19 protein-coding genes are annotated in these 12093 nt (G+C 67.5%); 13 read left to right on the forward strand and 6 right to left on the reverse strand.

Annotated features, from left to right (window positions below):
* The first annotated feature begins 15 nt into the window (after positions 1–15).
* The 6 genes from ACFVWG_RS25190 (at position 16) to ACFVWG_RS25215 (ending at position 2933) form a co-directional block, all read left to right on the forward strand.
* Entirely contained in the window at positions 16–276 is a 261-nt protein-coding gene (locus ACFVWG_RS25190; protein WP_132414728.1) for a hypothetical protein, read from the forward strand.
* Positions 277–282: 6 nt separating this feature from the next.
* A complete protein-coding gene (locus tag ACFVWG_RS25195; RefSeq protein ID WP_391545850.1) occupies positions 283–1533 on the forward strand; it encodes a hypothetical protein in 1251 nt (416 codons plus the stop codon).
* On the forward strand, positions 1533–2003 hold the full coding sequence (locus ACFVWG_RS25200; protein ID WP_391545851.1) for a hypothetical protein: 471 nt from the start codon (positions 1533–1535) through the stop codon (positions 2001–2003). The genes ACFVWG_RS25195 and ACFVWG_RS25200 overlap by 1 nt, the downstream gene beginning before the upstream one ends.
* Positions 1993–2118: a hypothetical protein gene (locus ACFVWG_RS25205; protein ID WP_391545852.1), complete on the forward strand. Its 126-nt coding sequence runs from the start codon at positions 1993–1995 to the stop codon at positions 2116–2118. Before ACFVWG_RS25200 ends, ACFVWG_RS25205 begins: the two co-directional genes overlap by 11 nt.
* Before the next feature lie 237 nt (positions 2119–2355).
* The gene (locus ACFVWG_RS25210; protein WP_391545853.1) at positions 2356–2541 is read left to right on the forward strand and encodes a hypothetical protein; all 186 of its coding nucleotides are present in this window, start codon (positions 2356–2358) and stop codon (positions 2539–2541) included.
* A gap of 44 nt (positions 2542–2585) precedes the next feature.
* Positions 2586–2933 (forward strand): hypothetical protein, encoded by a 348-nt coding sequence (locus ACFVWG_RS25215; RefSeq protein ID WP_391545854.1) that lies wholly within the window; start codon positions 2586–2588, stop codon positions 2931–2933.
* A gap of 142 nt (positions 2934–3075) precedes the next feature.
* On the opposite strand, the gene ACFVWG_RS25220 is transcribed toward ACFVWG_RS25215, so the two are convergent.
* Positions 3076–3387, reverse strand: coding sequence for a hypothetical protein (locus tag ACFVWG_RS25220; RefSeq protein ID WP_391545855.1), 312 nt, complete (start codon positions 3385–3387; stop codon positions 3076–3078).
* A 188-nt stretch (positions 3388–3575) separates the two neighbouring features.
* Between ACFVWG_RS25220 and ACFVWG_RS25225 the strand changes: the two genes are divergently transcribed.
* Positions 3576–4565 carry an oxidoreductase gene (locus ACFVWG_RS25225; protein ID WP_391545856.1) on the forward strand — a complete coding sequence of 330 codons (990 nt, stop codon included), beginning with the start codon at positions 3576–3578 and terminating at the stop codon, positions 4563–4565.
* Between the two features lie 11 nt (positions 4566–4576).
* Positions 4577–5068 (forward strand): metallophosphoesterase family protein, encoded by a 492-nt coding sequence (locus tag ACFVWG_RS25230; RefSeq protein WP_391545857.1) that lies wholly within the window; start codon positions 4577–4579, stop codon positions 5066–5068.
* A 134-nt stretch (positions 5069–5202) separates the two neighbouring features.
* On the opposite strand, the gene ACFVWG_RS25235 is transcribed toward ACFVWG_RS25230, so the two are convergent.
* Complete coding sequence (locus ACFVWG_RS25235; RefSeq protein ID WP_391545858.1) at positions 5203–5358, reverse strand: hypothetical protein; 156 nt, start codon at positions 5356–5358, stop codon at positions 5203–5205.
* 150 nt (positions 5359–5508) lie between these two features.
* On the opposite strand from ACFVWG_RS25235, the gene ACFVWG_RS25240 reads away from it, so the two are divergent.
* The 3 genes from ACFVWG_RS25240 (at position 5509) to ACFVWG_RS25250 (ending at position 7861) form a co-directional block, all read left to right on the forward strand.
* Positions 5509–6012: a hypothetical protein gene (locus ACFVWG_RS25240; RefSeq protein ID WP_391545859.1), complete on the forward strand. Its 504-nt coding sequence runs from the start codon at positions 5509–5511 to the stop codon at positions 6010–6012.
* A 70-nt stretch (positions 6013–6082) separates the two neighbouring features.
* A complete protein-coding gene (locus ACFVWG_RS25245) occupies positions 6083–7318 on the forward strand; it encodes an exonuclease domain-containing protein (RefSeq protein ID WP_391545860.1) in 1236 nt (411 codons plus the stop codon).
* A gap of 9 nt (positions 7319–7327) precedes the next feature.
* On the forward strand, positions 7328–7861 hold the full coding sequence (locus ACFVWG_RS25250; RefSeq protein ID WP_391545861.1) for an orotate phosphoribosyltransferase: 534 nt from the start codon (positions 7328–7330) through the stop codon (positions 7859–7861).
* A gap of 623 nt (positions 7862–8484) precedes the next feature.
* Here the strand turns inward: ACFVWG_RS25250 and ACFVWG_RS25255 are convergent.
* The 3 genes from ACFVWG_RS25255 to ACFVWG_RS25265 form a co-directional block, all read right to left on the reverse strand.
* Positions 8485–8730, reverse strand: a complete 246-nt coding sequence (locus ACFVWG_RS25255) for a hypothetical protein (protein WP_391545862.1) — start codon at positions 8728–8730, stop codon at positions 8485–8487.
* Between the two features lie 57 nt (positions 8731–8787).
* The gene (locus tag ACFVWG_RS25260) at positions 8788–9276 is read right to left on the reverse strand and encodes an FBP domain-containing protein (RefSeq protein WP_391545863.1); all 489 of its coding nucleotides are present in this window, start codon (positions 9274–9276) and stop codon (positions 8788–8790) included.
* A 66-nt stretch (positions 9277–9342) separates the two neighbouring features.
* On the reverse strand, positions 9343–9735 hold the full coding sequence (locus ACFVWG_RS25265; RefSeq protein ID WP_391545864.1) for an SRPBCC domain-containing protein: 393 nt from the start codon (positions 9733–9735) through the stop codon (positions 9343–9345).
* 354 nt (positions 9736–10089) lie between these two features.
* Here ACFVWG_RS25265 and ACFVWG_RS25270 point away from each other — a divergent pair, with 354 nt between their 5' ends.
* Positions 10090–10584: a hypothetical protein gene (locus ACFVWG_RS25270; protein ID WP_391545865.1), complete on the forward strand. Its 495-nt coding sequence runs from the start codon at positions 10090–10092 to the stop codon at positions 10582–10584.
* A gap of 121 nt (positions 10585–10705) precedes the next feature.
* On the opposite strand, the gene ACFVWG_RS25275 is transcribed toward ACFVWG_RS25270, so the two are convergent.
* Positions 10706–11257, reverse strand: coding sequence for a hypothetical protein (locus ACFVWG_RS25275; RefSeq protein ID WP_391545866.1), 552 nt, complete (start codon positions 11255–11257; stop codon positions 10706–10708).
* Between the two features lie 186 nt (positions 11258–11443).
* Between ACFVWG_RS25275 and ACFVWG_RS25280 the strand changes: the two genes are divergently transcribed.
* Positions 11444–12082, forward strand: a complete 639-nt coding sequence (locus ACFVWG_RS25280) for a hypothetical protein (RefSeq protein WP_391545867.1) — start codon at positions 11444–11446, stop codon at positions 12080–12082.
* The last annotated feature ends 11 nt before the right edge of the window (positions 12083–12093 follow it).

The raw sequence follows: 12093 nt of genomic DNA on the forward strand, positions 1-12093 counted from the left end.
TAGGAGTGGGTTCAGGTGTCCGACGTACAGCGGCTCAAGGAACAGCTGTTTCAGGTCTCGATGGAGGCCAAGCAGGCAGCGGGCGGGCTGGCCGGCTTCAAGCTGCGCTTCACGCAGCACAGCCAGCAGGTCGAGAGCCTCATCGCGGGTACGGCGACCGGGGTGGACCGGGACATCTCCGAGATCCTGGACGCGGCCGGCAAGGCCGTGGAGCAGGCAGCCGAGGCTCTGGAGATCGCCTCGGCCGGATGCAAGAGCTACGCCGACCAGATCTGATCTCCCATGCCGTCGGACCTGCAGCGGGTGGCGCGTGGGTTGGTCGAGTGCCTCGACGAGGTACCGGGGGTGCTGCACCACCTACAGCGCACAGCTGCCCGCTGCCGTGAGAACGCGGCGGTAGCGGCGCAGGGCGGTGCGACTATGGCCGCGCATCAGCTGGACGCTGCCGCACGGGCCTGTGAGGCGGCGGCGCACTATCTGTCGATGGCGCCGCCGAAGGCGCGGCTGTGGGCCGACCGGCTGGTTGGTGGCGGATCGGGTACGGACCGCCTGTCGTCGGACTCCGCCGATCGCAACCGCGCTACGGGGGGCAAGGGGGATGTGGTCGAGCGTGACACTCGCGGTCGCACCAAGCGGCTCACGGCGACCTTCGAGGACGTAGAAGTTGCCGATGACAACGAACCCCCGTTGATCGTGGTCGCCCGCAAAGCCTTCGAGAAGTTCCGCAAGGACCACGAGAAGGACGACGAGCAGAACCCGAACCCCGAGGAACCCCTCGAGGTCGAGATCGTCGTCACCGAAACCGGCGAGTTCGAGATCGAGGAGAAGACCGAGAAGGAAGAGAAGGAGGAGGAGAAACGCAACGAGCGCCTCCTCGCCGACCACGAGTTCCTGATCGACCTCGAAGAACCCATCAAGAACCTCCTCGAAGCCATGGCCGAATCCGCCGAGCAGTCCTGGGACCACGCCACCTTCACCATCACCCCCAGCACCATCGAAGCCACCTTCGACTACCCCGAAGACGAAAAGCCCCACCCCATAGTCGTAGACATCAACCTCCCCCCGCTCAAAGCCGCCGTACCGGACTTCGACCCAGCCTTCGACCTCCGCCCCCTGCAACTCGACTTCGCCCCAGGTACGCACGATCCCGACGGCGTGTTCAAGCCCCACGAGCGGAGAACTGCGGACCGGCTGACAGCCGAGGGGTGGCGTGTCGACGCACGGAAGGCTGACCATTCGACGGGAGACGTCAATCCGGATGCGATGGTCCGCAAGAATGCGGAGGATCGTGGGGTGATTGTGGAGTTCAAATCGCCGCGATCGGCCAAGACGAGTGCGATCAAGCGAAACATCTGTGACGCCGGTGACCAGGCCGCCGAGGTGGTCATTGACGGCCGAGGGGTTGACCTCTCGGAAGCCGACGCCTGGCGTGGCTATCGACGGGCAGTCGGCCAGCCAGGTAAGACTATTGCCGACGTCGTCCACGTCATCCTTGGCGATGGACGGCTCGTCACTTACTACAAGGAGCAATGATGTCGGACGTTGACAGTGTGTTCCTGGCGGTTTCCGGGTCGCCGGCCGAGGTCGCGGCATGGGTGGTGGACGACATCGGTGCCGAGGTGATGGCAGCAGAAGGGGACGTTGTCCGGCTCAGGGCTCGTGGGGTGACTGTCGACCAATGGCTCGGTGTGGTGGTTCAGCCGAATGGCTTTGCCGAGGTGGATCCGGAGCCGGATGAGGTTCAGGCGATGGACGCCTACGGGATCGAGGTTCAGGTGCGCGGCGGTGGGGAGGCGCTACGAGCCGAAGCCGATCTGATCTTCCAGAAGCTCATCGATCGCCGGCCATCCGTGCCGATGCTTCTGCTGACCAACCTGGACACGCTGGTTGCTGCCCACCTGCCCGAAGCTGGGACGCATTTCTTCGAGCAGCCGATCAGCCCCGATGAACCAGACGCGGAGGCCTGGCGCCCGTGGGTGCTCGGCCGGCCAGATGGCCGATAGCGACGAGATCTTCCTGGCTCTGGACGGGGATCTGGAGACATCCGTCCAACGCGTTGCCGAGGTGCTCGGCCTGGACGCGAACGGCGGGCTACTGGCCGACGACGATGGCCCTTGAGGCTTGGGCGGGTGGGCGGTTCGAATGAAGGTTCGAACGGGGTGTTTGAAAAAGATCTGGGGAATTGCGTCATGAAGCTTTGCGGGGTCCGTCACTACCAGTGAACCCATCCCCACAGGGAAGTGGAAGTGATCGACGTGAACCGTAGGTCTTGGATGCCGCTGATGGGAACAACCATGATGTGCCGGGTGCCTTGAGATGTCCGGTGAGTCTGGTTCACAACGTTGCCGTGTACGGGTGTGGTTCGGGGACCATGTCGTCGCGGATTACAGTGCTGAGGCCGAGTTGGCCGAGAGGTATGCGGAGGCGATGTCGCGGCGGTTCGCGGGGTTGAAGGTGACCAGCGATCCGATTCCGGTGACCGATCCGGGGCAGTACCGGTCGTTGCCGGGGGAGCGGTTGTGGGAGGTTGCCCCGAAATGAGCTCCCGTCGTTTTCGGCTGATCCGTCACCATGATGTTTCTGGGGTGAGTGGGACCGGGCCTGTTGCCGAGGGCGTGCAGTTCACCGACGGGTCGGTGGCGCTGCGCTGGTACGGCGACTATCCGACCACGACCGTGTGGGACGGGATCGAGTCCGTGGTCGCGATCCATGGTCATGGCGGGGCGACCGAGGTCGAGTGGATCGATCCGGAGTCCGGTCCTGATCCGGGGCTGACGTTGCCGCCGCGCGAGACGCTGGCGGCGCGGCCGTGGCCCGACCTGCACTCCGCGCCCGAACCCGAGGACCCTGACCCTTTGCACCACGAGCGCGACTCAGGCTCGTACGGCGGTGCGCCGCCGGGGAGCTGGTCGTCGTACCGCGTCTTCCGCTGACGCGACACCCACAAGCCGGTCCGGATCCGGCGCCGCGGATCCGGGCCGATGCGGCCGCCGATGCCGACCTCCTTTCCGGCATCGGTACCGCCCTCCCCTGTCTCGGGCCCAGCCGAATGCGAGTCCGGCTGGGCCCGAGCACTCAGCGGAAGTCGGTCGCCTCGACGACGTCCAGGTCGTGGAACGTCGCCGGTCCGTCGCACAGCTCCATCAGGGCGGCCGCGAACTCACCGGTGTCGGGTCGCTTCGAGTTCTCCATCGCCTCCTCGTACGACGCGAACTCGACGATCGCGAGGTACCGCGCCGGGTCCTTGCGGTCCGAACACCACACGGAACGGATCGGCATCGGCCCGTCGCCGCCGGCCTCGCGCTTGGCCCGGTAGTCGTCGGAGAGCGCGGCGACGTCGTCCGGTCTCGACGTCCGGTACTCGATGATCTGAACGAAACCAGCCATTTCTCCCCCTTGCTCAAGGCACCGTCGAAAGGTGCCGCTCTTGCCGACACTGCGCCTGGAATCGGTCGGCGGCAAGTGCTCGCGGCCTGCGGTGACGGGACGCCGTACCGGGGTCACGTTCGGTGTGCGGTTCTGCCCTCGGCTAAGGGAGCTGGGTTTTGTCGGTGGGGCCTGATTTGCTTACCTGCATGGAGATTCTGATCCTTGGTGGGACGGCGTGGTTGGGGCGTGAGCTCGCGGCGCAGGCGGTGGCGCGTGGGCACGCGGTGACGTGTGTGGCGCGGGGTGAGAGCGGTGCCGTGGCCGAGGGCGCGGAGCTGGTCCCGGTGGATCGCAGCCTTCCTGATGGGTACGGCGCTGTGCCGGATCGCGACTGGGATGCCGTGTTCGAGGTGTCGTGGCAGCCGGGGTTCGTGCGCGGGGCGCTGGCGGCGTTCGGGGCGCGGGCCAAGCACTGGACGTACGTCTCCACGGGGAACGTGTACGAGAAGTTCGATACGCCCGGGGCGGATGAGACGGCGCCGTTGCGGGCGCCGTCCGAGGGTGACGTCGCCGATCGGGAGCAGTACGGCGAGGCCAAGGTCGCGTGTGAGCAGGCGTCGATCGAGGCGGTGGGGGATCGCTTGGTGATCGCGCGGGCCGGGTTGATCGGTGGGCCGGGCGACGTGAGCGATCGAGCCGGTTCCTGGGTGGCGCGGGCCGCCGCACAGCCGACCGAGCCGATGCTGGTGCCGGATTCGCCTGACATGCCGACAGCGGTGATCGACGTACGGGATCTGGCCGGATGGCTGCTCGACTGCGCAACCAAAGGCCGGACAGGGATCTTCGACACCGTTGGTCCTGTCGTGCCGTTCGGGGAGTGGATCGAGCTCGTGCGCGAGGTCGGTGGGCACACCGGTCCGATCGTCACCGCGAAGACCGAGTGGCTGGAGGAGCGGGAGGTCGGTCAGTACATGGGGCCGGAATCGCTCACGATGTGGATGTCCGACCCGGACTACGCCGGTTGGTCCTGCCGGAGCGGGGCCGCGGCCGCAGCGGCGGGGCTGGTGCATCGGCCGCGCCGCGAGTTCCTGGCCGACACGCTCGCCTGGGAACGCGAGCTGGGCCTGGAGCGCGAGCGACGCGCCGGGCTGAGCCCGAGCAAGGAGAGGGAGTTGATCGCGGCACTGGAAGAGTAGAGGGTTGGAGGATGCGGCTGGTGCTGATTTCGGACACCCATTTGCCGGTGCGGGCGAAACGGCTCCCTGATGCGGTGTGGGAGGCGATCGACAGCGCCGACGTGGTGATTCACGCCGGCGACTGGGTGAACGTCGCGCTGCTCGACGAGCTGGAGGCGCGCGCCGCCCGGCTGATCGGCTGCTGGGGCAACAACGACGGCCCCGAGCTGCGCGCCAGGCTGCCTGAGGTTGCGCGGGTGACACTCGACGGGCTGAGCGTGGCGGTCGTGCACGAGACCGGTACGGCGAAGGGTCGCGAGGAGCGATGCGAGAAGGCGTACCCGGGAGTAGAGCTGCTGGTCTTCGGACACAGCCACATCCCGTGGGACACGACGAGCCCAGGCGGCCTGCGCCTGTTGAATCCTGGATCACCGACCGATCGGCGCCGGCAGCCGTACTGCACGTTTCAAACGGCCGTTGTGACCGCCGGCCGACTTAAAGATGTTGCCTTGCACAACCTTTAGATCCCCACTGGCGGCCGGGTCGGCGTAAGATCCGGAGATGACTCCGGCCGGGCGCGGAGGGGTGTCGCCGTACCACCGAGTTACGGCGTCCTCGCGCCCGGCCGAACGTCGTACCGGGATATCTGTGTCTGAAGTCAGACGCGCGCGGCTTGTTTGGCGCGGTCCTTGAGGCGGTCCCGCACCTCTTCCGGCGTGTAGGCGCGACGCTTCCGCTCGCCCCGTGCAATCACTACGCCCGTTGCGGCCACGCCGACGAGCCCCGCAAGTCCTACGACCTTCCATACCTTCATGGCGACTAACCTAGCGACGTGGAGAGCCGGATTTCACTGGATGACGCTACGGAACTGACACGAACAGGTGACATTTGGCTGTTCCGCGGTGAGAGTGCCGCCGATCGCGCGATCCAGACCTTGACCAACAGCCCCGTCAACCATGTCGGGATGGCGATCGTCCTCGACGACATGCCGCCGCTGATGTGGCATGCGGAGCTCGGGCGGTCGCTGGAGGACATGTGGACCGGCACGCATCACCGCGGTGTGCAGCTGCACGACCTGCGGGACGCGGTGACGGTGTGGGCGCGCAAGTACGGTCAGCGCGGCTGGTTGCGCCAGCTGGATCACCCGGTCACGCACGAGATGGAGGACGCCGTACTGCGGACTGTCGCGAGACTCGACGGTACGCCGTTCCCGTCGACTGCTCGCCTTGCGTCGCGCTGGGTGCGTGGACGGGTCCCGGCGTTGAAGCGCGGCCAGCGGGAGCTCGAGCTGGAGTCTGCGTACTGCGCGGAGGTCGTCGCGGTCACGTATGAGGAGATGGGCCTGCTGATGCCGGGGCGGCGGCCCAACTGGTACGACCCGGGGCGGTTCTGGAGCGGTGACGAACTCGCGTTGATGCACGGCGCGAAGCTCGGGGCCGAGATCGCGGTCGACGTTCCCGTGGAGTAGGCGTGCGGAAACTGTCGGCGGCGTCTGATTGGCTTGTGGTGGGTCGGAAACCGAGTTCGAGGAGGCCCGCATGTATGCCGTGATCGACACCGAGACGACCGGTCTGTTGCCGAGCCATCGGCACCGGGTGATCGAGATTGCCGTTGTCCTGCTGGACGAGCGCGGCCAGGTCGAGGACGAGTGGGTCACGCTGCTGAATCCGCAGCGCGACCTTGGGCCTCAGCACATTCACGGGATCCTTACCGCCGACGTGCTGGATGCGCCGGAGTTCGGTGCCGTGGCGCGGCGCTTGGGTGAGCTGCTGTCCGGGCGAATGGTGGTCGGGCACAACGTCGAGTTCGACCTCGGGTTCCTGCGGGCGGAGTTCGCGCGGCTGGGTTACATGGTGCCGTTGATCACCGAGCGGTCGATGTGCACGATGGCGCTCGCCGGGTATCTGTATCCGGGCGCCAAGCGGACGCTCGGTGCGTGTTGCGCGGCGGCTGGGATTTCGCTCGAGGGGTGGCACTCGGCGCTGGCCGATACCCGGGCGACGGCTGAGCTGTTCGGCCAGTATCTCCAGGAGTTTCCGTCTCCACCGCCCTGGCAGTGGGCGTATGAAGAGCTTCGCGGCTGGCGCTGGCCGTCGTTGCCGGAGCATGCCTTCACGCCGACCGTTCGGCCGGTGCATGCCGGCGGTCGGCACGGGTGGATGAGTCGACTCGTCGACCAACTGCCACGGGTGCCGGAGCCGCCACAGGCCGACTCGTATTTGGCGCTGCTCGACGGCATCCTGGCGAACCGCGAGATCACCGCGACCGACGCCGATCAGCTGGTGCAGGTCGCGACCGAGCTCGGACTGACCCGGCTGCAGGTCCAGGATCTCCACTGTGACTACGTTTCCGGGCTTGCGGAGGGGTCGTGGGCCGCCGGTGGGATCACGCCGGAGCGGCGCAGCGATCTCGACAAGGTCGCGGTGATGCTGGGGTATCTGGAGTCCGATGTGGACGATGCGTTGCTGAGGGCAAGCTCCGGTCAGTACGTCGTCCCGTCGCGTCCCGGTGCGGACGGGTTCCCGGCGGGGAGCACGCTGGTGTTCACCGGCGACATGATCGAACCGCGCGAGGTGTGGTGGGACCGTGCCGTCGCTGCCGGCTTCGCGCCGCAGGAGGCGGTGCGGCCGGACACGACGTTCGTGGTGGCCGCGGATCCGGACAGCCTGTCGGTGAAGGCACGCGCGGCCCGGGAGTACGGCGTACCGATCATCTCCGTGGACGCGTTCCGGCGGCTGCTGCCGGCCGAGGAGAGGCAGCAGCACGCGAGTTAGGGTGCGGGCGTGGAGATTGCTGAGCTGGGGCGACGGGTTTATCAGACTGCGCACTTGACCGGAGAGTTCCTGCTGCGGTCAGGGCAGATGACGGGGGAGTACTTCGACAAGTACCGGTTCGAGGCCGACCCGGTGCTGCTCGACGAGCTCACGGCCGCGATGGTCGCGCTCGTGCCGTCCGACACCGAGGTGCTGGCGGGGCTCGAGATGGGCGGGATCCCAGTGGTGACCGCACTGAGCCGGCACACCGGGCTGCCGTGCGCCTTCGTGCGGAAGCAGGCCAAGGAGTACGGGACCCGACGGTTGGCCGAGGGCGCAGACGTGGCGGGCCGACGCGTGACAATCGTCGAGGACGTCGTGACCACCGGCGGTCAGATCGTTCTCTCCACGCAAGACCTCCGGGCGCTAGGTGCCGAGATCAACCACGCCGTCTGCGTCCTCAACCGCAACCCCACGACACCAGACCCCCTCACCGAAGCCGGTCTGACACTCCACCCACTCCTCACCCCGGCCGACCTCGTTCCCACCCAGCACGCCGAATAGGCAGTCGCCACCACCCCCGCTGAACTATCCCTAGCCGCAACTGAAGGCCGGCCGCCGGGAATGGTGCCTAGAGACACGATGCGATGGCCGGAGACCTCGTACCACAGGTCTCCGGCCCCGACTGCCTGTGCCCGGCCCTGACTGCCTGTGCCCGGCCACAACTGGTGGCTGGGCGTTGGGAACGGTGGTTTGAGACGGGTTGTGGTGGCCGGAGACCTCGTGCCATAGGTCCCCGGCCCTGACTGCCTGTGCCCGGCCACAACTGGTGGCTGGGCGTTGGGAACGGTGGCTTGAGACGGGTTGTGGTGGCCGGAGACCTCACACCATAGGTCTCCGGCCCCGACTGCCTGTGCCCGGCCACAACTGGTGGCTGGGGCGCCTTGGGAGGAGGTCGGTGCTTGCGCCTCGGGGAACTGCCGACCGCGCGATCACCCGACGCGCTGTCCGCCGCTGGTCGTTGGGGGCGGCGACACCGCGGGGTGAGCGTGAACAAGTTGTGACCTGTTCTCGCCCACCGATTCCTGTTCAAACCCCCGGTTGTGCACTCGGCCGGGGGTGGACGCGGTGGTTTGGGACGACGTCGGCGCACTGACCTCAGGCGACGGTGTACTCGTCGGGACCGGTCAGTCGGCTTCTTCTATTTCGAAGCGGAGTTGTTTGCCGGAGCGGATGCGTTCGACTGCGGCCAGGCAGGCGGGTTCGCTCATGTGGACGCCGATCTCGGCGAGTTTGTGGAGGAGGACCCGGGCGGCGTCTTCGGCCGAGCGGGCGCTGGACTCGTTGATCGCCTCGATGGTGGTGGCGGTGAGTCGCTCGCGGATGTCCGGGTGTGCCTCGTGGATGTCGTGGGTGATCCTGAACTCCGTCATGCGATTCCCTTCGTGCCCGGCGGTTGCGGGCACCAGCCTAGAGCCGAGGACCGGCTCTCAGGCAAGGACGCGCGTGACGAAGGTGTCGAGGCGGGTGGTGAGGCGCTCGATGCGGAGTTCGGGGGCGATCGTTTCGCCCTGGGGGACCTCGGGGTCGCGTAGGCCGCGGAGGTAGAGGGAGCAGGCGAGGTCGGCGCAGATGTAGGTGCCGACCGTGTTGCCTTCGCGACCCGCGGTGCCGGCCCGGCGGGCGGCGAAGAGGGCGACCTCGGTGACCTGGTGGGCCGTGGTGCAGAGGTCGCAGAGGCCGGTGCCGCGGCGGGGCTTGGTGGTTGCCTGGGTGTTGAGGGCGATCCCGGTCACCCCGTCGGTACGACGTACGACGAGGTAGCCGCGGTTCGGCGCCTTCGGGTCACGCCAGCCGAGGAAGTCGAGGGATTCCCACGGCAGGTCGGTGAACTTCGGTGGCGGCGTCATCGCCTTCACCAGGCTGCGCGTCGAGTTGACGAACGAGCCTCTGATCTCGTCGATGCTGAGCGGTTCCACGTCTCCATCAGATCTGTTCGCAGGCACCGTCCGCAACTGAAATACCCGAGATGGTTGCCGAAGGCATCAGCTGTCCAGGTAGCCCGCGCCCCGGGTGCCGTCGTGGTTGCGGAGGTCGACGCCGAAGTCGACCCAGGCCTTCAGCCGCAGCAGCACCGAGATGTCGCCGGCCAGATGCGGGCCGGTCGAACCGGTGACGGTGAGGTCGGTTCCACCGGTGTCGTCGGGGGTGAGGTCGAAGGTGAGGGTGCGATCGGTGTACCACGTGAACCGGTACCGGCGGTCCTGGATCGCTTCCTCGATCCGGGCGTCGGTGGTGTGACCGGCGGGGAAGGCGAAGTGGATCGTTCCGTCGGTCTCGGGCGCGTCGGCCCAGTACCGGGAGCGGCCGCCCGGGGTGCTCAGGGCGCGGTAGACGTCGCTCGGGCCGGACTTGAAATGCAGTTTCCAGGTGGGCAAACCGGAACACCTTTCGCTGGGGCGGCGTGATCGAGGGGTCGCCGACCGGGGCGGACCACGAGGTGGTCCAGATCAAGGTTAGTGCCGTTGGATGGCAGTGCGGTCACGATTGGCGTGGCCGGGGTTCGGCATCGCGCTCACCTGGGGACACTGCCCTACAAGTGCCGGCCCAGTGTCCCGCATCGCAAGTTCTTTGGCGCTTGCGGCGCCCAGGCACGCACCTCACGGCACCGGAGGAACAGCCACGATGGAAAAACATCGAGGCTGCCCCTCCGTCACCGCGATGCACGCACCTGAACACCGCAATCACTCAAACAACTTACGACGCGGGACACTAGGTCGAGGGGTCCGCCGATGATCGACACGAGACTGAGGCGATGGTTGTCGCCGCTCTTCGGACGTGCCCGAAAGCAGCCGCACGGCTTCCGGCCGCGCGGGACGAGTTCGCGGGTGAGCCGGTTGGCCGAGCGGTACGACGAGGACGTCGATGCCGCCCTGCAGCGGCTCTGGCCGAAGGCCCGGATCTACCACGATCGCGAGTTCACCCGGGACCGGGCGGACTTCCTGCTCGTCGTCCGCGGGCGCGGGGTGATGGTCGAGACCAAAGTGAAGAGCGATCCGGGCGTGTTCCGCGGGTCCACGTTGCCGCCGTTGCTCGATCGGCTGCAACGCGACGGGCGGCGGCTGATCGTCGTACTGAATCAAGGCGACCCGACCCCTGCCCGTGCACTCATCGCGGACAGGCTCGGCGACAAGGGCTGTGTTGTCGTCTGGTCGGGTCCGCAGCACGACGCCGACCTGCACGGCGCCGTCGAAGCCCTCCTCCAGCAAATGGTCCGCCACCAGTAGTCGGGGACGCCGGACACCGGAGGAAGTGAAGCGGCGCGGAGAGGGGCGTCTCCGCGCCGCTGGCTTCGGACCGCGAGGTGTGCCGTTTGGCGGCGAACCGAAGGTCTGAGGGTCTTAGTGCCTAGCAGGAGGTCGGCGCGGTGCTGCCGCCGTCGACGATCCAGCGGGAGTCCTGTTGCTGGACGCGCATGTGGTCGAGCCAGCGAGTGGGCGTGGTGGCCGGGAGGACCGAACGGTCGGCGGCGTCCACGGTGCGGGCGGCGGTGGTGTCGTAGCAAGCGGTCACGATGACGCCGTTGGAGGCGAGCGTGCGCTTGGCCCACACGACGGTGGTGACGCCGGTGTTGCGCAACTTCTTGGTGCGGTAGTACTTCGCCTGGACGCTGATCGACTGGAAGAGCTTCGTCGTCATCAGTGGTTTGAGCTGCGCGGTCTGAACACCGCCGCTCTGCATCATCTCGTCGAGCCCACCGCGGTAGGCGTAGTACGCGTTGACGACGGGGTCGGCCGAGCCGACCGCGGGCCCGCTGACCTGCTCGGTGAGACCTTGCTTGGACACCTTCTGGGCGCCCGGGGACGAAGCGGCGACGTCGGACGTCGCCTCGCTACCGCAACCGGTGAGGATCATCACCGGGACGAGCACGGCGGGAACTGCCAAACTCCGAATGCGCATGCCGAACCTCCACTCTGGCCGCGCGCCGCCGACGCAGAACGTCGTTCGGCACTGACCGTGTAACGCGATGGCACGGACCGTGGTCACTGTGACCTGGGTCACATCCGACCCCCTACCGGGGTACCGGCCCGGAGTTGGCTCCCTGGCTGGAGGTCCCGGAGGCCGCGAATTCCTAGGCTCGACGGCATGACACAAACGCTTGCCAATCACCGGATTCGGCCGCTGCCGCGACCCTCCGCGCAGGCCGGACGGATCGTCCGGCAGGTCGGCTACACCCTCCGGCTCGCTCCGGTCGGCATCCAGGCGATGGCCGACGCGATCATCGGCCGCCCGGGTGACGCGAGCGGCCGCTGGCAGCAGATGCACCCGGAGCTCCAGAAACCCGGCGGCCAGAAAAACGACGGCCAGACACACGACGGCCAGACACACGACGGCCAGACACACGACGGTACGGCGGCCCGCGGGCTGACCGTGTTCGGTACCGGACTCGCGAGCGCCGTGATGGGCCTGATGAGCTGGTTCCTGCTGCTCCTCTTCGTGACGTCGATCGCGCGCGGCCCGTTCTACGGACTCGTCGAGCACGGCCCGTACGGCCCTGGCACGTGGGGCGGTCCGACCCGGGCAGGCGCTTGGGCGGTGCACGCGGCGGTCGCGATCCCGGTCATCGTGCTGATCCCGCTCGTCCTGCGAGGCATTCGCCTGCTGCACGGTGCGCTGATCCGCCGGGTGTACGGCCTGACCGCGGCGAAGTGGGTGCTTCCGGCAACGATCCTGTTCTGCGCCGGGGGCATGCTGTTCTTCTGGTCGTGGATCCAGCAGCTGTGAAAGAGTCCGGT

This window comes from Kribbella sp. NPDC058245, assembly GCF_042882005.1.
Lineage (GTDB): Bacteria > Actinomycetota > Actinomycetes > Propionibacteriales > Kribbellaceae > Kribbella.